A 23384-nucleotide genomic window follows, 5' to 3' on the forward strand; every position below is an offset into this window, starting at 1 on the left:
CAAAATGACGGAGCAAATTTAATTTTCTTAGGAGGATAAGGTTTTGGGTAAGGGAGACAAACAAAAAGACCGTACACAGTTATCCTTAAGAACAGAAATAAGCAATCAAATGAAAGAATTGAATCGGCTTTTGCTGCAAGTGCTGCGGGTGACGCTGCGTTCAATGGGTCTGACCGGCGAAGCGCCGGCGGCTTCCTGTCTGCCTTTATATGAGCGCTGGCTGGAAGAAAGCATCCGTCTTTTAGACAGCGATCTTAAAAGCGGTGAAACGGCCGCGATTTGGGAAGAGTGGCATAAGAAGAAAAACGAATGGCTGAAAGATCCGGATATGAAAGCGCAGGCTCTGCTGGCGGATACCGTCATTCAAGCTTTGCCTGACATTTTAACAGGCAAAATAAAAGCCACTGACGTGATGTTTCCCGATTCTTCAATGGAGCTTGTTGAAGGAATCTATAAGCATAACATTCTCGCTGATTATTACAACGATGTGCTGGCAAATGAAGCGTGTATTTATGTGGAAAATGTAATTAAAAACAATCCTGAGGCAAACATCCGTCTGCTGGAGATCGGAGCGGGCACCGGCGGAACGAGCAGCACACTGTTTAAAAAGCTCCGCCCCTATCAAAACCATATTCAGGAATACTGTTATACCGACTTGTCAAAAGCTTTTTTAATGCATGCCGAAAAGGAATACGGCGCGGACAATCCGTATTTGACGTATCAGCTGTTTAATGTGGAGAAACCTGCGGCGGGCCAGGGATTACATCTGAGAACCTACGATATCGCTATCGCCGCAAACGTGCTGCATGCCACCAAAAATATCCGGAAAACCTTACGGACGGCAAAAGCCGTATTGAAAAAAGACGGTTTGCTGCTCGTTAATGAACTGGGCGGACATACGCCGTTTACACATGTTACATTCGGCTTATTAGAGGGCTGGTGGCTGTACGAAGACGAGGCGCTGCGGATTCCGGGGTGCCCCGGTCTTTATCCGGAAACATGGAAATCGGTTTTAATGGCTGAAGGCTTTCATTCCATTCAATTTCCGGCTGAAAACGAACGTCTGCACACCCAGCAGATTATCACGGCGAAAAGCAACGGAGTCATCAGGCAGAGCAGGGAAGCTTACACCGCGCAAAAGCGCCAATCAAACGTACCGCGAACATCCTCTGATCGTCAGCTCCCCATCAAACAAGCGGGAGAAGGGCTTTCGGAAAAGACAGCTGCTTTTCTGATAAGGGCTGCGGCAAAAGTATTAAAAATGCCGGCAGAAGAGATAAATCCGCTGGCTCCTCTGGATGAATACGGCATTGACTCTATTCTGATCGTTCAGCTGACGAACGAGCTGCGGGATCTCGTCCCTGATATCAGCAGCACGCTGTTTTTTGAACACCGAACGATAGAAGAGCTTGCCGCATACTTGGCTGAAACGAAGGAGCGCGAACTGCTTGCGCGATTTTCTGAAGAAGTCCGTCATACTGAAGCGGTATCATCAGGCTCTTTGCTTGAAAAAAGCACAGAGTATCTGAAACAGATCGTCAGCGTCATCTTAAAGATGCCGATTGAGGACGTTCAAGCCCATACGCCCCTTGAAGAATACGGAATTGATTCCATCTTAATCGTACAGCTGACCAACCGCGTGCGGGAAGACGTCCCTGATATCAGCAGCACATTGTTCTTCGAGTATCCGACAATCGGCGGATTAGCGGAATATCTCGTCAGCTCAAGACAGGAAGATATGGCTGGGATTTTCAAGACAAATAAAGAAGCCGAAAAGGTGCCGCACACTCTACAGAAAAAGCAAAGCCGCAAAAAAAGCGCCGGATTGACGAAGCGCCAAGCGGCATCTTTTTCTGAAAAAGCGCCGCCCGCTTCCGAACCGCCGTCAAAACACCATGAAGTGGCAATTGTCGGTCTTGCCGGGAAGTATCCCGGAGCTGAAAATGTTAATGAGTTCTGGGAACGGTTAAAAACCGGTGAACACGGAATCACCGAAATTCCGAAAGACCGCTGGGATTGGCGGGACTACTATGATGAGACAAAAGGTAAGGAAGGCCGGATGTATACAAAGTGGGGCGGCTTTTTAACAGACATTGATAAATTTGATCCGCTGTTTTTTAAAATCTCCCCGACTGAAGCGGAGCGCATGGACCCGCAGGAGAGACTGTTTCTGGAAACCGCTTATGCGGCCCTTGAGGATGCCGGATATACCCCTGATTCACTATGCGCCGGTAAAAAGGTTGGTGTCTTTGCGGGTGTCATGAACGGCAACTATCCGACAGGGGCCCACTACCACTTTATCCCGAACCGCGTATCCTATGTGTTTGATTTTCACGGTCCGAGCATCGCGGTCGATACCGCATGCTCCTCATCCTTAACCGCCATTCATCTCGCCGCAGAAAGCATCAGAACAGGTGCATCTGAATGCGCGATTGCCGGCGGCGTAAACCTGATTACAGATCCGGTTCATTATATCGGACTGTCTTCTATGAGAATGCTGTCGCCGTCAAACGCGTGCAAAGCGTTCGGTGATAAGGCTGACGGGTTTGTTGACGGAGAGGGCGTCGGCTGTATCGTGTTAAAGCCGTTGAAGAAGGCTGTTGAAGATCATGATCATATATACGGTGTCATTAAAGGAAGCGCTCTGAACGCCGGCGGCAAAACGAACGGGTTCACCGTTCCGAATCCGAATGCACAAGGGGAAGTGATCGCAGACGCGATGGAGCGGGCAGGAATTGACCCGAGAGCGATCAGCTATCTGGAAGCCCACGGCACCGGCACTTCCTTGGGAGATCCGATTGAAGTCGCGGGGTTAACTAAGGCTTTCCGCCGCTATACGGATGCAAAGCAATTTTGTTCTATCGGTTCTGTTAAATCCAATATCGGACACCTGGAAAGTGCGGCGGGCATTGCTGCCGTCACCAAAATTCTTCTTCAGATGAAACACGGATATCTGGTGCCGTCGCTGCATTCAAAGCAGCTGAACCCGGAAATTGATTTTGAAACTTCTCCTTTTATCGTGCAGCAGGAAACGGCGGAATGGAGACGGCCGGTCATAGAATCTGAAGGAGTAACACGGGAATATCCGAGAATCGCGGGTACATCTTCTTTCGGAGCGGGCGGGGCAAATGCCCACCTGCTGATAGAAGAGTATGAACCGGCTGAAATGACTTCGGCGGACTCCGGCCGTCCGGCGCTTTTTGTTTTATCGGCAAAAGATAAAGACCGCTTGCGCGAGCGGGCTCTGTTGCTGTCGGATGCCGCCGGAAACGGAACAATTACAGATGCAAATCTGCTTGACGCGGCATTTACCCTTCAAGTCGGCAGGGTTCAGATGGAAGAACGGCTGGCGATGACAGCGGACTCTGTTTCTGAATTGGAACAGAAGCTGACTGCTTTTCTGAATAATGCCGGTTCCGTAAGCGGGGTGTTTACGGGCCGGAGTGATAGTGCTGTCACAGAGACGGAAGGCACAGTCGGTGATTGGATGGAAAAACGTCAATTTGGCAGTCTTTTGAATGCCTGGGTCCACGGGGCGCCCGTCGATTGGGCATCTTTATATAAAGGCGCGCTGCCGCATCGTATCAGTCTGCCGTCTTATCCATTTGCAAAAGAAAGCTACTGGATGAAGCGGAATGAACCAAAAACAGGAACAACTGAATATGTGCATCCTTTCCTGCATGAAAATACGTCAACCTTGGCGGAGCAAAGCTATCATACATCTTTTACAGGCCGGGAACACGTTTTCCAGGATGTGAGAGGGGAGCGGGTTCTGTCGGCAGCCGTTTATTTAGAAATGGCGCTTGCGGCTTATCATCATGCGGCAGACAGCTCTGAAGAAAAAGAGATATGGATCCGAACGGCGGCATGGACTGACCCGATTACCGGCGGACATCACGGTGCGGGCGTCAATCTCTCCCTTCTGTCTGAAGACGAGGAAGGCATCCATTATGAAATATACAGTGACGAAGAGAAGCTGCATCATTATGGAATCATCGGTCAAGGGAACATACAGCCATCCCGCATGCTTGATATTGCCTCCTTACAAAAAGACTGCCGCCCGCTGTCATTCGATTATGAAACACCAGGCACATCAGGTGTAACGATCAGTAAGGAGTTCCGCACCATTGAAAAGCTTTATGCGGGAGAAAATGCGATTTGGGCGAAGCTTGCTCTTACAGATGAAAGCGGCCGTAATCCGGGATATCATCTACCGCCGGAATTTCTGGACGCAGCTTTTCATGTCTTGGCAAAAACGGAGCCGTCAGTCCATATCGTGCCTGAAGCGGTTGAAGAACTGCGCGTCATGCGTCCGTGTTCATCCGGCATGTGGATGTATATGAATAAAAAGAATCAAACCGGCTGTGACATTCAATTTTGTGACGAAACCGGCATTGTATGCGCAGAAATCAAAGGGGTGAGAATGAGACAGCCGTCTCAGCAGGATCACGGGCAAGAGGAACACTCCGAGATGATGATATTTGAGGAAAGGTGGACGCAGCAGCCTCTGAAGAAATCCATTCATGAAGAGCTGAAAACGGTCATCTGTTTTCTTACGGGAGAAGCTGCCAGAAAACATGCTTATCGGTCTTTACAATCCCTTTATCCGGGAGCCGGCGTGTTTTTTATTTCACAGGGTGAGGAAACTCAAAAGCTTTCAAACACGCATTATCAAATTAAAATCACTGACGGACAAGCATATCAAGAAACGTTTCGGCATATTGAAACGGCTGCAGGCAAGGCGGATGCCGTTTTGTATGGATGGCCGCTTGAAGATGAAAAGGCCGTGAAAGACTATTCCATTCTGTATCATGTGATCCGTGCAGCTGCTTCTTTGCGTTCTAAACCGAGGCGGATCCTTCTTTCCGCTCAGTGCGGGACCGATACCGATATCAGTTACGCCGAGTCATGGATCGGGCTGGAACGGTCGCTGAAACTGATGCTGCCGGAGACGGATACGGCCGCGGTTTATTTTGGACAAAAAGGACCATTTGAAAAGCTGATCCATAATGTATGTGAAGAGCTTCACAGCGAGTCGTTCCGCAGTGTCATGTACAGTGGGGAAATCCGTCACGTCATGGAAATGAAGCAGACGGATATTGCCCCTGTTGAGAAGCGTGTGATAAAAAGCGGAAAAACGTACTTGATTACTGGCGGATGCGGAGGTTTAGGCTTGTTATTTGCCGGATATTTTGCTGAAAAAGGACCGGTTACGCTCATTTTGACGGGGAGATCAGCGGCAGGCGGCCCGGTGCTGAACAAGATAAAGAGATTGGAAGAATCAGGCGCCAAGGTGTTTTACGTGCAGGCGGATGCCGCAGATCAGGTTCATATGGAGAAAGGTTTGCAAGAAGCGAAAGAGAAAGGATGCGGGCCGATTCACGGTGTCATTCACGCTGCAGGTCTTCAAGGCACTGAAAGCATTCTGGAGAAAGATCTGCAAACCTTTCAGCAAGTCTTATCGCCAAAAGCGGACGGCACAGCGGTGTTAGATCAGGTTCTGTCACGGGAGCCGCTTGACTTCTTCTGTTGTTTCTCTTCTTCTTCAGCGATTTTAGGAGACTTCGGTTCTTGTGACTACGCAATGGGGAACCGCTTCCAAATGGCTTTTGTCCGTCATCGGGATAAACTTGTGAGCCTCGGACTCAGAAGCGGCAAGTCACTTGCAATCAATTGGCCGCTTTGGAAAGAAGGGGGGATGCATGTCGGCACGGCGGAAAGCACCGATATGTATTTAAAATCAAGCGGACAGCGTTATTTATATACAAAGGAAGGACTCGAAGCTTTTGAAACATTGTTAGTCCAGCCGTCCAGCCAGTATCTCGTCCTGGCCGGTTTTCCGTCGAGGGCCAAACGCTTCCTGCAGATAGATCAAGGCGAACGGCCGATTTCGGGTTCTGTAAACAGGAACGTCCCGTTTTCAGGAAGGCGGAGTGAAATGAAAGGCTTTACACTGGAAGAATGCGTAAGCTGGGATGTGAAGGAACTGGCGGCGGGGCTTTTGAAAATAGACAAGAACAGACTGACGGACGCTGACAATCTGGCTGATTTCGGCTTTGATTCTATCAGTTTGGCGGAATTCGCCTCTTCTTTGTCCGCTCACTACGGAATTGAAGTGACCCCGGCCCTGTTTTTCGGACATTCCACACTGGAGAAGGTCGTCCGCTATTTTCTGACGGAACACAAGTCCGTCATGGAGCATGTCTATGAAGAAAAGAAACCTGAATCCGCAGATCAATCTATCTTTGAAAAGGCAGGAACGGAAAAGCGAAAGAAGCAGAGGGGAAGAAATAAGCTGAACGCCGGAACCGAGGGCAGTCAGGCAGCTGATTCCATTGCCATTATCGGCATGAGCGGCCGCTTTCCTCAGGCGCGCACGGCGGACGAGCTGTGGGACATTCTGTTTCAGGAAAAGGACGTTGTCGCACCGGTCGCAAAAAAAGGCTTCACAAGTTCAAAATGGAAACTCGGCGCTGTACCGGGGGCGGACGAATTCGACCCTTTATTTTTTGAAATATCGCCGAGGGAAGCTGAAACGATGGATCCGAAGCAGCGGCTGCTACTTCAGGAAGCGTGGAGGGCCCTTGAGGACGCCGGCTACGGCGCCAGTCACATCAGGCAGCAGACGATCGGTATGTTTGTGGGGGCGGAAGAAGGAGATTATCACCTTTTAACACGGGACAAAGGCAATGTCACGTCTCATCATAACGGTATTTTGGCGGCGCGGCTGGCTTATCACTTGAATTTATCAGGTCCTGTGATGGCGATAAATACAGCATGTTCTTCGGGGCTCGTTTCTGTCCATCAGGCGGTATTAAGCCTGCAGAATAAAGAGTGCACAACAGCTGTTGCGGCCGGGGTGAATATCATGAATACCCCGGACTTTTTTGAAACGATAGATAAAGCCGGAATGCTGTCGGAAAACGGGAAATGCTTCGCGTTTGATAAAAGGGCTGACGGCATGGTTCCCGGGGAAGCGGCCGCGGCGGTTGTTCTTAAGCCGCTGAGAGAGGCGGAAGAAGATGGCGATCCGATTTACGGGGTGATTCGGGCGAGCGGCATCAATTATGACGGGAAAACAAACGGAATTACCGCTCCTAGCGGCGTCGCGCAGACCCGGCTGCTTACTTCCGTTTATGACCGGGGCCGTATCAACCCTGAAGATATCGAATATATCGTCACACACGGTACGGGTACAAAACTCGGTGATCCGGTGGAAATTAACGCGCTTTATGACGCATTTTCTGCCTATACAAACGAAGAAGCATTTTGCGCGCTCACATCAATTAAAACCAATATCGGCCACACGTTTGCCGCGTCAGGCATTGTCAGTTTGATCAGTCTTTTACAGGCATTCTCCCGTGAAATGATTCCCGCCAGTCTGCATTGCAGCGGGGAAAACCGCTATATCAACTGGGAGAAGAGTCCTTTTTATGTGAATAAAACGGCTAAAGCGTGGCCTTCTCTGCCGGGTAAAAACCGAATGGGGGCAGTCAGCGCATTCGGGATGAGCGGAACAAACGCCCATGTCGTTATGGAAAGCTATAAGCGCAGCGCTTCACCTCATCCGGATGCCCCTGCTTATTTACTGACTTTATCAGCAAAAACAAAGGAGGCCCTTCAGGAAAAAATTGAAGATATGATCACTTGGGCGGAAAATGGCGGACTGAAAGAAAATGATCTAGCCCAGCTCAGCTATACGTTGCTAAAAGGACGGCATCACTTTAACCATCGCGCCGCCATCGTGGTTCAAGATGCTGATGACGCAGTGTATGTATGGAAGCAGGCAAAGCTTAATGAACATCATCCTTATGTGTTTTCGGGAAAAGTACCGCAGCACTTTGCAGGCCGACAGCATATTCAGGAGCACATAATAGAAGTGCTCGGCAAGTGCAGCGCTTCATATTCTGACCATAGAAAATATCAGGAACTGTTATGCGTGCTGGCAGATTTTTATTGTCAAGGTTATGAAATCGAAGGGGACTTGCTTTATGGCGGACCTTTGCCGCGAATCGGCAATCTGCCGGGCTACCCGTTTGCCAGGCAGACGTATTGGGCGTCCGATCGTCTTCAGGGAGAGCTTGAAAGCCGGAATTCAGCTGAACGTGAAAAGCTTCACCCGCTGCTCCATGCGAATACATCGACCTTTACCGCCCAGCGCTTTACTTCTGTTTTTTCAGGGCGTGAACCGTTTTTTGCCGATCACATCGTCAATGGAAAACCGGTGCTTCCGGGCGCGGCTGCTTTAGAAATGGCCCGGGCCGCCGTTACACTTGCCGCTGAGGGCTTGCCGGGCGGGAAAGCGGGTGTCCGGCTCAAACAGATCGTTTGGCTCCGTCCGGTGACGGCGCTTTCTGAAGGCGTGACGCTTCATGTAAAACTTCAGCCGGAAAAAAACGGAGACATCGCTTTTGAAGCGTATGCCGAAGGAGAAGAGCCGCTTGTCTTTTTCCAGGGAAAGGCCGTGCTCGAAGAGACGGAGCGTGCTCCGGTACTCGATGTGGAAGCGGTTCAGGCGCGCTGCGGCGGCCGGCGCATGTCAAAGGCTGAGTGCTATGAAGCATTCGACCGCCTCGGCATCATTTACGGACCGTCTCATCAGGCGCTTGACGCCGTCTATGCCGGAAGCGGGGAAGTGCTCGCGAAGCTCACTCTTCCGCCGTCCGCCCGCGAAGAAAAGGAGCCGTTCATCCTGCATCCGAGCATGCTGGACGCCGCCCTCCAGGCTTCTATCGGTCTCGTGCACTCAGACGGTTCCGCGTCCGGACGGCCGTTTCTGCCGTTTGCCCTCCAAGATATGCAGGTGTTTTCTGCATGCCGGGAGACGATGTGGGCGGTGCTTTCCTCAGCGGACGGCGCCTATCATATTGAGCTGTGTGATGAAAACGGCGAGGTATGTGTCCGATTGACGGGGCTCACCGCCCGTTTTCTGGAAGAGGAAACGGAGGGAAAACCGCTCTTGCTTCAGCCAAAGTGGCAGGAATCACCGCCGGGTGAAGGCGGCGGACAAGAAGAGTCTTTCAGATACGTGACGCTGTATGGCGGAATGAACGCTGAGGACATAAACGGCGCCGTATGTGCGGCTGACGGGAAAGGTCCGATTGAAGACCGTTATGACGCCTGTGCGGCGGAGCTGTCAGCGATCGTCACCCGTCTTATCAAAGAAAAACAGAAGGGAAAAACGCTGATCCAGCTTCTTGTCCCCGACAGGGGGGAAGACAATGTATTGGCGGGGCTGGCCGCTTTCCTGAAAACGGCTCACCTTGAACATCCGAAGCTGTACGGCCAAGTCATCCAAGCCGATCCGGACGAGCCAGCATCATCGCTTCTTGCCAAGCTGAAAGAAAACCGGACGCACCCTGAACAAGCGGAAATCCGTTATGAAGCCGGCAAACGTCTCGTCAGAAACTGGCGTCACCTGCCTGCGCTTCAAAGCGGCGCCGTTCCGTGGAAAGACGAAGGGGTTTACCTCCTCACCGGGGGAGCGGGCGGCATCGGGCTGATTTTCGCTGAAGAAATAGCCTCCCGCGTCAAAAACGCCGTCCTCATATTAACGGGAAGGGCGGAAGCGCTTGATAAAGACCGCTCCGCCCGCTTACGGCGCTTGGAAGCGTCGGGTGCGCGCGTACTGTATCAACCGGTTGATGTGACAGACAGGGCGGCGGTCATCGCCCTCGTCCGCGGCATACAGGAGGAGCACGGAACACTCGACGGGATCATTCACGGCGCCGGCGTGATCGCCGACAATTACATTCTGAACCAGACAGAAAACGAACGGAAGACCGTCATGGCGCCGAAGGTGAAAGGGCTTATCAATCTTGATGAAGCAGCGAAAGATGCGCGGCTGGACTTTTTCATTCTGTTTTCTTCCTTGGCGGGAGGTATGGGAAACCCGGGGCAGGCCGGTTATGCGGCAGCCAACGCATTTATGGACGTATATGCAGCCCGCCGAAATCGTCTCGTGCGGGACAACAAGCGGAGCGGGCAGACCCTGTCCGTCAACTGGCCGCTTTGGGAAGAGGGCGGTATGCGCGTGGACAAAGAGACCGAACGGCTGATGTATGAACAGACCGGAATGAAAGCCATGCGATCGGCTTCAGGCATCCAGGCGCTTTACGCCGCTTTTGCCTCCGGAGAACACCAGATCATGGTGGCAGAAGGAGATGAAAAACGGATTCGCAGCCATATTTTCGATCTGCGTGAAGAACAAAGCGCCGCCGCAAAAGCTCCGGCAGAGACAGATGCAGGAGATCTGAAAGATCGGGTTCAAGAGAAACTAAAGCGTCATGTATCAGATCTTTTAAAGGTAAGCATGAAAGATATTGAGGCTGACAGCGAACTGACGGAATACGGATTTGATTCGATCATCTTCACTGAATTTACAAATCTATTAAATCGGTCTTATCAGCTTGAGCTCAGCCCGACTATCTTCTTTGAATTTCCGACATTGCGCAAACTGAGCGGCCATTTGATATCTGAATGGAAAGAAGCATTCAGCGGCTTAGAAAGAGAGAATTTTAAAACCGCCCCAAAAGCCGGAATAAGAAAAGCTGAAGCTCCGGCGGCCGTTCATGTCAAACGGGAAACGCCCGTATCCGTAAAAGGAAAATCAGAAGAAAAAACCGAACCGATAGCCATTATCGGAATCAGCGGTATTTTTCCGCAAGCGAAAGACATAGATGAATTCTGGACACGTTTATCAAAAGGAGAGCATTGCATCACAGAAATTCCCCGGGATCGCTGGGATTGGCGCGAATATTACGGCGATCCGGCAGCGGATGCAAATAAAACGTCAATTAAATGGGGCGGTTTTATAGATGGAATCGCCGGGTTTGACCCGCTGTTTTTCGGGATATCTCCGAAAGAAGCTGAAATGATGGATCCTCAGCAGCGCCTATTAATGATGTATGTGTGGAAAGCCATTGAAGACGCGGGGTACTCGGCAAAACGGATTGCCGGAACAAAAACCGGCATTTTCACCGGCACATTGGGAAGCGGATATCAAACCTTAATCAATAAGGCGGGTCTTCCTGTCGAGGGGTATACGATGACCGGAATCGTGCCGTCCGTCGGGCCGAACCGAATGAGTTATTTTCTTGATATCCACGGGCCGAGCGAGCCGATAGAAACCGCTTGTTCAAGCTCTTTAGTCGCCATTCACCGCGCGGTAAAAGCCATTGAAACGGGAGATTGTGATATGGCGGTCGCAGGAGGCGTCAACACGATCGTCACGCCAGAAGGGCATATCGGTTTTCAAAAAGCAGGCATGCTCAGTGAAGACGGGCGCTGCAAAACATTTTCTGATCAGGCTGACGGTTATGTCAGAGGAGAGGGTGCCGGCATGATTGTCTTGAAAAAGCTTTCAGAGGCTGAGCATGACAGGGATCACATCTACGGCCTCATCCGCGGTACAGCGGAAAATCACGGCGGACGCTCAGCGTCACTTACCGCGCCGAACCCGCAGGCTCAGACGGATGTGCTGAAAAGCGCTTATCAAAAAGCCGGTATTCAGCCGTCAACGATCACTTATATAGAAGCGCACGGAACAGGTACGGCGCTCGGAGATCCGATTGAAATCAATGCATTGAAAAAAGCTTTCCAAACAGACGGGGCTCCGGGCGGATATTGCGGGATAGGCTCAGTGAAGACAAATATCGGACATTTGGAGCTCGCAGCAGGTATTGCGGGCGTTATCAAAGTATTGATGCAGCTGAAACATCGGACGCTCGCCAAAAGTCTGCATTGCGAGAACATCAATCCCCATATCAAATTGAAGGACAGCCCGTTTTACATTGTGACAGAAACAAAGGAGTGGGAAGCGCTGCGTGATGAAAACGGCCGGGTCCTGCCCCGCCGGGCGGGTGTAAGCTCATTCGGTTTCGGAGGTGTCAATGCGCATATCGTTATTGAAGAATACATGGGCAAAAGTGAGACGGAACAGCCGGAAACCCGTGAGAAAGCGTCATCTCTTTTTGTTTTGTCGGCTAAAAATGAAGAGCGGCTGAAAGAAAGAGCGCGTCTCCTTCGGGATTTTATCCAAAACGGATCATCCCGCCATATCGATCTTGCAGATGTTGCATACACACTGCAGACCGGACGGGACGCAATGGAAACGAGGCTGGGAATCATTGCAGGCTCCGCAGAGGAACTGACTGAAAAACTGAACGCGTTTCTGATGGGAAAAAACAGCGAAGATATCATCAGCGGGCGCAAAAAACGCGAGAATAACACGATCTCCATGTTCTCAGACGATGAAGACGCTGCTGACCTCGTCAGCGCCTGGATTGAGAAAAAGAAATACAAGAAAGTGCTGCGGCTCTGGGTAAACGGATTTGACACAGATTGGGAGCAGCTGTATACGGACAGTAAGCCGCGCCGCATCAGCCTGCCCTCCTATCCGTTCAGAGCCGACCGCTATTGGGTGCCGAAACGGGAGCAGCTGCCGCTTTCGAATCAAAAAACAGTAGTATTGCAGAAAACATGGGAGCCTTGCGAGGCAGTGTCTTCATCCGAGCCATTCAGCAAAATAGCGCTCATCGTCTCCGAGGATACAAAAGACCTTGCCGCCGAGGTGAAAAAACAGCTGAATGATGCTGACATTGTGCAGGAAAATCGGCTCATCTCTTTCTTACAGGATGCGAATGCGGCCATCTATTCCGGGTTTATTGACTTCACCGGCTGCGGCTCCCGACAAAAGCGGCAGGACATCAGCTGGGTGGCATCGCTGCAGCAGCTGATTGAATACGGCCGCGGACAAGAAAACATGAAAATGCTTTATCTTACAAAAGGCCTTGAATCCTTCAAAAATAAGGCGGCCGCTATGCATGGTATTGAAAAAGCGGGGCTTTATCGCATGCTGCGGCATGAATACAGCCATATTCTCACCTGTCACGCCGATATTGATCCTGAAGAGCCGCTGGGGCAGACAGCCGCTTTTATTAAACAAGAAATTGAATCAGACTTAACGGAATCTGCTGTTTGCTACAGGGACGGCATGCGCTTCAGCTATGTTCTTCGGCAGACTGATCAGATTGAACCAGAAGCCGTGCAAACAGACCGGACTGTGTTTCCAAAAGACGCCGTCCTCATGATAACCGGAGGAACGCGCGGACTCGGCGCTTTATGCGCCAAGCATTTCGTTTCCGCATACGGTGTGAAGAAACTGCTTCTGACAGGCAGAAAGGAGCTGCCGCCGAAAACCGAGTGGGATCTTGAGCAAACAGACCCTGTCGTTTTGGAAAAAATACAGCTTATCCGAAAGCTGGAATCACAGGGCGTAAAAGTGTGCGTCTCAGCAGTTGATCTGACGGATAAGCAGGCCGTCGGACGGCTTATAAAAGAGGTAACCACAACGCTCGGACCTGTCGGAGGCATTCTGCATTGCGCAGGAATTGCGGACCGTGAAAACCCTGCTTTTCTCCGCAAATCCAAAAACAGTATCGCGCGGGTGCTCGCCCCGAAAGCAGACGGCCTTCACAGTCTGTATGAGAGTGTAAAGGATGATGCGCCGGCATTTTTCGTCCTGTTTTCATCTGTCTCGGCAGCCGTCCCGATTCTTGCGGCGGGACAGAGCGATTATGCGATGGCTAATTCTTATATGGACTATTTTGCAGAAAACAATGAGGGCGGCATCATGAGCATACAATGGCCGGCATGGGATGAGACGGGCATGAGCAGGGATACAAAAAGCGGGATGTATCAGCAAACGGGATTGCTGCGCCACTCTGACGCGGAAGGTCTCAAGATGCTTGATTACATTTTAAGAGAAAGACCCGGAACTGTCGTGCTGCCGGCACAAGTGAAATATGATTGGGACATCAAAGCGCTTGAAAACGCTAAGCCAGCCGCCCATAAAGGAATGAAAACAGCTTCCAAACCTCCAGAAACAAAAAAACGGGTCCATAGCCGGACTGATATTCAATCTTGGCTGAAGTCGCTTTTGGCAAAAGAGCTGAGTATCGATGAAACGCATATGGATATCGATGTGCCTTTTCAGGAATACGGAATGGATTCTATCTTTCTGGCGCAAGTGCTGACAAAGATCGATCAAAAACTGCCGTCCGTTTCAATTGATCCGACTGTCCTTCTGGAACACCCTACCATAGAACAGCTCGCGGATTATTTAGCCGCACATTGTCCGGAAGCTTTTTCGGCAGATGCAGCGGTTCCCGCGGAGAAGGTCCCTTTGCAGAAAACGCCGAAACAGAGCAAAAAAACGGCAGATAAGCCCGGGAAACGGGGAAAGGTTGCGATCATCGGCATGGCCTGTCATTTTCCGGAAGCGGGGGATATAAAAGAATTTTGGAAGAATCTCCGCAGCGGAACGGATGCCGTCACTGAAGTTCCGCCGGACAGATGGAACGCCGGGGAACACTATCAGCCGGGTGAATATCAAGAAGGAAAAAGCATCAGTAAATGGGGCGGTTTTATTCACGATATTGATCAATTTGACCCGGAGTATTTTAATATTTCAGAAACGCTGGCACCGATGATAGACCCGCTGCAAAGGCAGTGGCTCGAAGTGAGCGCGGAAGCTTTGGCCGATGCCGGTTATCAAAAAGAGGATCTCTGGGGCCGCCGTATCGGCGTTTTTGCTGGTGCAAGGGCAGGTGCGTTTCATCAGAAATTTCAATATTTGCAAAAAGACGCGATTATTGGCGCGGGGCAAAATTTTATTACCGCACATATGGCGCACATTTATAACTTTACAGGGCCCAATCTGGTCGTGGATACGGCCTGCTCTAGTTCGCTTACGGCAATTCATTTGGCCGTGCAGGCTATTCAAAATGGAGAAGCGGAGGCGGCCTTTGCGGGCGGGGTTGACATTTTGCTTGATGAAAAACCTTTTCTCACAATGAGCGCGGCGAGAATCTTATCGCCAAATGGCCGTTCAAAATCTTTCGATGCCGATGCGGACGGAACAGGAATCGGAGAGGGCTGCGGTGTGCTGATGCTGAAGCCGCTCGAAAAAGCGATAGAAGACGAAGATAAAATATACGGCGTTATTGACGGCTCTGCCATAAATAATGACGGCAGCACAATGGGGGTGACGACGCCGAATCCCCGGGCGCAGCAGGACTTGATTGAGCAGGCGGTTCAATCAGCGGAAATCGAGCCGGACACCATGACATACGTAGAGACGCACGGAACCGGTACATTGATCGGCGACCCGATTGAATTAAAAGGATTAACCAATGTCTTGTCTGCTTATTCCGATGAAAAACAATTTTGCGGTGTAGGGAGCGTCAAAAGCAATATCGGCCACTTGCTGAGTGCGGCGGGCGCGGCGGGAATCATCAAAGTTTTGCTGGCGATTGCCAATGAAGAACTGCCGCCGACTTTGCATTGCCATAAACCGAACCCCCGCTTTCAATTTCATGATTCGCCGCTTTATCCTGTGCTTGAGCTGAAGCGGTGGGACGGAAAAAAAGAGATACTCAGGGCCGGGGTCAGCGCGTTCGGTTTGGGCGGAAATAACGCCCATATCATTGTCAGCAACGAAGGAATTCCGAAAGAACGAAAAGCGACCATGGAACCGAAAGGCGGCCAGACAGTATACCGAAAACAGCGGTATTGGCCTGAAAAAGCGCAGTTGTCCGAAGCGGAAGAAAATGAGGCGGGCACAGAAGCAATGTTTGAAATAAGCGAGGTGTGATAGATTGGCAGTTGCCACCGATCAAGTCAAAACGTTCCTGCAGAAAATCAGCCATACGAATTATATCGTCCGGGATCATCGCGTTCACCAAATCCGCGTCCTCCCGGGCGTGACTTTAATAGATATGCTGTATCGGCTCGCCGCCGGGTATCTCGGTGAAAGGCCTATAGAATTAAGACAGATTATTTTTAAGCAGCCTGTTGTAACATCTGAAGAGTTTGATAAACACCTGTATGTCACCTTTACGCCGGCGCGTGACAGCTGGAAAGTTGAGATTACAAGCGAAAAAGCAAAAAACGGCACACCGCTTGGCGGAAAACGGGATGAGAATATGGAATGTCAGCTTTATTTGCAAAAAGACACGCCCCGGGCAAAAGAGCTGAATATTGAAACATTCATGAAAAACGCAAGCCGAAAATGGGACATGCATGACATTTACGGAATTGCAAGAAGAAGCCATATTGAGCATGGCGAGTTTATGAAAAATGAAGGGGCCGTTTATCAGCTTCAGGATAAAGAAGAATTAATGGAGCTCACTCTGAGTGATTTGGCTGAAGGATTCCGGGAGAAATTTAAGGCGCATCCGGCTTTTTTAGATGCGTCCACCCTTGCCGGCTCTTCCTTTGCATTGTCGGCCCAAAAGCAGAATGACACACCTTATATTCCTTTTATGATTAATCGTTTTTGCATATATCAGCCGTTTCCGAAAACGATTTACACTTATTCTGCGAAAAACAGCCGCACTGAAAGCGGCGCATCAGATAGCGAACCTGATTTTTATTCGGCCGACTTCACGATTTACGACAGGGCAGGGAACGTATTGGCCGAATGTGAGAAACTGACAGTAAAAAGGGTCAGACAAGCGAATATGATTACCCATCTGATAGACAAAGAGAAGCCGCCTCAGCAGAACAGAAGCGGCCGTGGAGAGCCCGAAAGTCCTGTGGCCGCAGAAGACATGTCTGAACAGCAAACGCCGGAACAAAACATGGTGACTTACATAAAGTCGGAAATCGCCAGGCTGATCAATCGTCCGGCACAGGATATTGATGTGCGGAAAGGCTTTTATGATATGGGGCTTGACTCGGCTCATTTGCTGAAGCTTGTAAAGATATTAGAGCAGACTTTTCAGCAGCAGTTTTATCCGACACTGCTTTTTGAATATTCATCTGTCCGCCGCCTTGCGGATTACCTTATCAATGAAGCGGGCTGTGTGCTGAAAGATTCGGCCGAAGAACGGCATACATCAGACGCTGACATTGCTGATGAGGTTCTGTTTTTTGAACCCGCCTGGAAAGATCATCCGCTGGAAACGGCGGTGCAGAACGGGCAAAAACACACCCGTCATCTTATTATCGCTGCCGATGCAGGACCCCGTCTCACCGGTGAACTCGGCACATATTGCCCGGAAGCGGAAGTGATAGAACTGAAAAGGGAGCATGAGGTTGCAGATGAGCAGTTTGGAGCAGATGCCGAGCGCGTATTTCGTATGCTCAAACGGGAACTGACAGACCATCCGAAAGAACATACATTGATTCAGCTTGTATGCGCCGTTGAGAATGGAGCGGCATTGTCTTCCGCTCTCGGGGCTATGCTGAAAACGGCACATCTGGAAAATCCGGCTCTTCGCACTCAGGTGATCACCTTCTGTGACAAGAATGAGAGATTGCCAAGTGAGACGGCCGCAATCATTAGAACAGAAGCAGACTGCTCTCATGCAGGCTGCACAGACATTCGGTATAAAGACGATATGCGGCAGATCAGATTGTTCGAACGTATTGAGAAACCGGACGGACAGACACAGTCTCCTTGGAAACAAAACGGCGTATATGTCATTACAGGAGGTCTCGGCGGTCTTGGATTTCTGCTTGCCCGTCACCTTGCAGAAAAAGAAAAGGTGAAGCTCGCACTCATCGGGCGTTCGCCGGAACAGTCTGAGAAGATCAGCAGACTGAAAGCATTGGGAGCGGAAGTTCTTTACGTTCAAGCGGACATCGGCAGCAAAGCCGAAACAGAGCGGGCATTTGCTCAGATTACAGAAACTTTCGGCCGTCTGACGGGCATTTTTCATTGCGCCGGTGTTTTAAAAGATCAATTTATCATCCAAAAAGACAGTTCTGACTTGAAGAGGGTGTTCCTGCCGAAAATCAGCGGCCTGATTCATGCGGACGAAGCTTCACGGCATGAACCGCTTGAATTTTTCGCCGCATTTTCCTCATTCTCGGCGTTGACCGGAAATGCGGGCCAGACAGATTATGCCGCAGCGAACGCTTTTATGGATGAATATATGAAATATCGCGATTGCAAAGCGGAAAAAGGCGAACGGACCGGGGCTTCTATGACGATCAACTGGCCGCTTTGGGAAGATGGCGGCATGCAGGTTGACAGTTTGATGAAAGAGATCATGAATGATGCAACCGGCACCAGCCCGCTTCCGGCCGGGGAAGGGATGGCTTCACTAGAATATATGCTGCGTCTCGGCAAGCTGCAATCCGTTATTTTATACGGGAAGGAGCCTGCTGTAACTGAAAGCATGGCCCGATTGGTTCCGATGGCAGACAAGAACCGCTCTTCATTATCCCATGCAGCTGTCAAGAGAAGGAGCCGAAAACAAGAGAGACATACAGAAGAGCACGATATTGCCGTAATCGGATTGGCGGGAAGATATCCGCAGGCGGGAAGCATCGATGAATTTTACCAAAATCTGCGCTCAGGTAAAGACTGTATCACAACAATGCCGAAAGACAGATGGAAAGGTTATCCTTTCTCATATGAAGCAGATCAGTTCTACCGTTACGGAGGATTTTTAGATCGCATAGACAGCTTTGATCCGCTGTTTTTCAATCTGACTCCGCGCCAAGCTGAAATGATGGACCCGCAGGCGCGGCTGTTTTTAGAGACGGCTTGGGAAGCTTGTGAAGATGCCGGTTTTTATCAGGACAGAACGGCGCGCGGGCCATCTTCACAAAAAAGAAAACGCGTCGGGGTATTCGCAGGTGTGTTTTGGAGCCATTATGAGCTGTTCGGCGCTGAAATCACACAGCGGGGCACACCGCTGTCTATGGGCGTGACGCCTGCCTCCGTTCCGAATATCGTGTCTCACTGCCTGAACTTTACAGGGCCGTCAATGGCTGTTGATACGATGTGCTCTTCTTCGCTCACATCCATACATTTGGCATGTGAAAGCATTAAAAGGGGGGAGTGCGAATTCGCCATTGCCGGCGGTGTTAATGCGGTCACACATCCGCATAAATATGCGTTTTTGGCGAATGCCGGATTTCTGTCTTCAGAAGGCGTCTGCAAAAGCTTCGCCGACGGCGGTGACGGCTATGTGCCGGGAGAAGGCGTCGGCGCGGTGTTGCTGACAACCGTTCAAGAAGCGGAAAAGATGGGCTGTCCGATATATGGCGTCATAAAAGGCTCCGCTTTAAACCATGTCGGAAAAACATCCGGTTTGACCGTGCCTGATCCGGCATCACAGGCGGAAGTCATTACAGATTCCTTTCAGAGTGCCGGCATTGATCCGGAGACATTGAGCTATATTGAAGCTCACGGAACGGGTACGTCTCTGGGTGATCCGATTGAAATTGAAGGGCTGAGCCGCGCTTTCCGTAATTGGACAAACAAGAAGCGGTTTTGCGCCATCGGCTCTGCCAAATCAAATATCGGCCATTTAGAAGGAGCCGCCGGAATCGCCGGATTAACAAAGGTGCTTTTGCAGCTGAAGCATGGAGAAATCTTTCCGTCATTGCACGCGGACACGCTGAATCCCCATATTCCATTTCCGGATACGCCGTTTTATGTGGCGGACCGGCTGGAAGAATGGGAACGGCCGTCACATCCTGACCAGCCGAGAAGAGCGGGTTTAAGTTCTTTTGGCGCCAGCGGGAGCAATGCCCATTTTGTCATAGAAGAATATCTGCCGCCGCAGGCTGAAAAGAAATCGCTGAGTATACGGGAAGACGAGCCGGTTCTGTTTCTGCTTTCGGCAAAAAATGAAGAACGGCTATTGGAATATGTCAAACGGTATGACCGCTTTTTACGGGAAAAAGAAGTCAATCTTAATGACCTGGCCTACACGCTTCAAGCGGGCAGAGAAGCGATGCCTGAACGGCTGGCATTGATCGTTACATCCGTTTGCGGCCTGCAAGCGAAACTGAAGGATGTGCTTGAACGGAAAACGGAAATTGAAGGGTGTTTCCGCGGACGTGCTCAAGATGATATTTCAACAAGTGGAATGGCCGAACTTTTGAAAAACAAGCAATATTCCAGATTGCTCACTGAGTGGGCAAAAGGAGCCGCCGTTGACTGGATCCAGTTATACGAAGGAGAGAAGCCGAAACGGGTCAGCCTTCCTGTATATCCGTTCGCGAAGGAGCGGTATTGGGTGCCTGTGCCTGCGGATATCCGGAAACAGACAGACGAACCGGCGGAAAACCAAAAGATCATTCTTCAAAAAGACTGGAAGCAGCAAGATCCGGCGGAGTCTGAAGCATTATCAGGAACAGTAATGATACTTGCAACTGATAAGACGAGCCGATTGGCCGATGCTCTATTTAAAGGAAACGGCCATATTGAAACGATCTGTTTCATCCATCAGGCAAAAGACGGCGCCGATTATTACGCTGCCGCATCGGGGCGAAACCTTTACGGCAGAGTGCGGGAGTCTCTTCAAAACAAACAGATACTCGGGGTCGTCGACATAACCGCATATGATGCGGAATATGAACGGCGGGAAGATATAGAATACGGAAAGCTTGCCTTTTTACAGCAGGTTCTGGAATCATTCCGTCATAGCGGCGCTGTGCTCAGCCAAGTGACACACCGCCTCCAGCCTTTCAAGGAAAGTAAACCTCTGATGCAGGGGGCGAAAACGGCGGGGCTGTACCGGATGCTGGGCGCTGAGTATGCCAACATTCATTCTTTTACGATAGATAGCGATTGTGCGATTGAGCATACAGAAGAATTAAGCAGACAGATTGAAACTGAATTTTTACAGCCGCGGGCCAAAAGCGGCAGTGAATGCTGCTACAGGCTGAATCGCCGTTATGTGCCGTTTCTGAAGCCGGGTACGAATGTGTCTGCGGTGCCTGAGCTTTCCTATTCGTCTGATGATGTGCTGTTAATAACGGGCGGATCGCGCGGGATCGGCGCAATTGCGGCGGAGCATGCCGTTTCACGCGGGTGCAGAAAACTGGTCATCATGGGGCGGGAGCCGCTTCCCGATTCCTCGGAGTGGGAAGACATGAAAAAGGACGGCATTCTCCCGGAAAAAGCCGAGCGGATGCAGAGGTTAGCCGAGCGGGGCGCGGAGATCCGTTATTACAGCGTTTCTCTTACGGATCAAAAGGGGCTCCGGAACATGACGGACAGCATCCGCGGCACAATGGGACCGATTACCGGTGTTTTTCATTGCGCGGGTGCAATGGGAGAACACCCCGCTTTTTATAACAAAACCGAAACTGAGATCGAAAGCGTTTGCACGCCGAAAGTAACAGGGCTTGGCGGTCTCTATGAAGCCGTTCGGAATGAGCCGCTGTCGTTTTTTATTTTGTTCTCATCCGTTTCGGGTCTGATCCCTTCGCTTGCTGCGGGGCAAAGTGACTACGCGATGGCTAATTCATTTATGGACTCTTTTGCAAATCATCAGGCAGGCAAAGGAAACGTGTTTGTTAAAGCCGTTCAATGGCCCGTCTGGAAAGAAACCGGCATGGCTGAAGGCCTGCCGGAAACACCTGCTTATCAAAAATCAGGACTTTCCAGGCTGTCTGCCGAAGACGGACTGAAGTTTTTAGATTACATCATATTAAACGGACAAAGCTGCGGAATTCCTTGTGTTCCCGAAGACAGTAAGGCTGATTTTGGTGATCTTCTGAAGGTGAAGAAAACTGAAGCTCCCATGAAAAAAAGCAGTGCCGGTGACCAAAAGGTGAAGGATATGATTCGTCAATGGGTGCGCACCGTTTTCAGCGAAGAACTGAAAATGACGGATGAGCAGATAAAAGATGATATGCCGTTTGATGAATACGGGATTGACTCAATACTCTTTGCGGAATTGGTTCAATCATTGCAAAAACGGATCAGCATCAAGTTAACACCGTCCTTAATGCTTCAATATCAAACGATTACAGAAATGGTTGACTATTTCGCAGCGCATCATGAAGCCGATTTTGTGACAAAAGAAAATGGTTTCGTTCAAGACGGGGACGTTCAGCCTGATGTAACCGCCGCCGCTGAAGAGAGAACATCCATGAAGCCGAAAGCGGATACCGAAGACGATATTGCCGTCGTCGGCATCTCCTGCCGTTTTCCGGGGGCGGGCGGAACGGATGCTTTTTGGGAGCTGCTGATGAAAGGGAATACTGCCATCCGGCCTGTCCCCGCATCGCGCTGGTATGCAACAGCAAATGCAAAGGATTATGCGGGGTGGATTGATGATATCGACATGTTTGATGCGGGCTTTTTCGGCATCTCTGAAAAAGACGCGGCAATTATGGACCCGCAGGCGCGGATCATATTAGAAGAAGCGGTTCATTCCGTTTATGATGCCGGGTACGGCCAAAAGGATTTGTCGGGCCGGAAAGTCGGCGTGTACATCGGCGGCAGGGCGCAGCCTTCAGCCGGTATGGAACATATCCTGCAGGCGCCTAACCCGATTTTGGGGGCGGGGCAAAACTATTTGGCGGCCAACATTTCACGATTTTTGAATGTCACAGGGCCGAGCCTTGTCGTGGATACAGCATGTTCCTCAGGGCTGATCGGGCTGTCCTTTGCAAAAGACGCCCTTTTGGCCGGAAGGATTGACGCGGCCTTAGTCGGTTCGGTGAGTCTGCTCTTATCTCCGTCCGCGCACCGGTTATTCGGAGCGCGCCATATTTTAAATGAGAACGGCGTGTTTCATATATTCGACCGTGAATCAGCGGGAGAAGTGCTCGGAGAAGGAGCGGGGGCGGTTTTTATCAAGCGATTGAGCGATGCGGTGCGGGACGGAGACCGCATTTACGGCGTCATAAAAGCCGTCTCGGTAAACAATGACGGCCGGACGCTCGGGCCCGGTTCACCGAATATAAGAGCGCAGAGAGACGTCATTCAAACTGCGCTTAATATGGCGGAAAAGTCGCCTGAAGACATTGGATATATAGAAGTGAACGGAGGCGGTTCCCCAATCGTTGATTCGGTGGAAATAAAGGCGCTCTCAGATGTCTATCAGCTGAACCGGAAAACGCTTCTGCCCTGCCGGATCGGATCGGTGAAACCGAATGTAGGGCATTTGCTTCTGTCTTCAGGTCTTGCGGGCTTCATCCGATGTGTGCTGAGCGTCTATCATAAGCGGATTCCGCCTTTCTTATCAGCGCGAGACCCATTTGAACATTATGACTTTGAAGCGTCGCGTATTCATTTTAATCGTGAACCCGTTGATTGGCATTCAGAGAAGCAACCCCGCGTCGCAGCTCAGAGTTCATTTCCTGACGGCGGGACAAATGCTCATATCCTTGTTGAAGAATACAGAGGTGAAAGACAGCGGGAACATCACCGGTCGCCTCAGCCGCCGGAATTCAGAAAAAAACACTACCCGCTTTTGGGCGGCTGGAACAGCACGGAAAGTGAACCGGAAAAAACAAGTAATGCAAAAACAGACATTGCGGATCTTTTAAAGAAATATGAGAAAAAAGCAGAGACAAGCACTGCACCTGCAGACTCGTTTTGGCAGGTGACAACGTGACGTTTT

General features: G+C 50.5%; 2 protein-coding genes. Both read left to right on the forward strand.

All coding sequences use genetic code 11. The features are described 5' to 3' along the window. The first annotated feature begins 43 nt into the window (after window positions 1-43). Entirely contained in the window at window positions 44-15655 is a 15612-nt protein-coding gene (locus C5I45_RS08210; RefSeq protein ID WP_107994326.1) for an SDR family NAD(P)-dependent oxidoreductase, read from the forward strand. Between the two features lie 4 nt (window positions 15656-15659). Further along, entirely contained in the window at window positions 15660-23378 is a 7719-nt protein-coding gene (locus C5I45_RS08215; protein WP_107994327.1) for a type I polyketide synthase, read from the forward strand. The last annotated feature ends 6 nt before the right edge of the window (window positions 23379-23384 follow it).

Source organism: Bacillus sp. ZY-1-1 (assembly GCF_003047165.1).
Classification (GTDB): Bacteria; Bacillota; Bacilli; order Bacillales; family Bacillaceae; genus Bacillus; species Bacillus velezensis.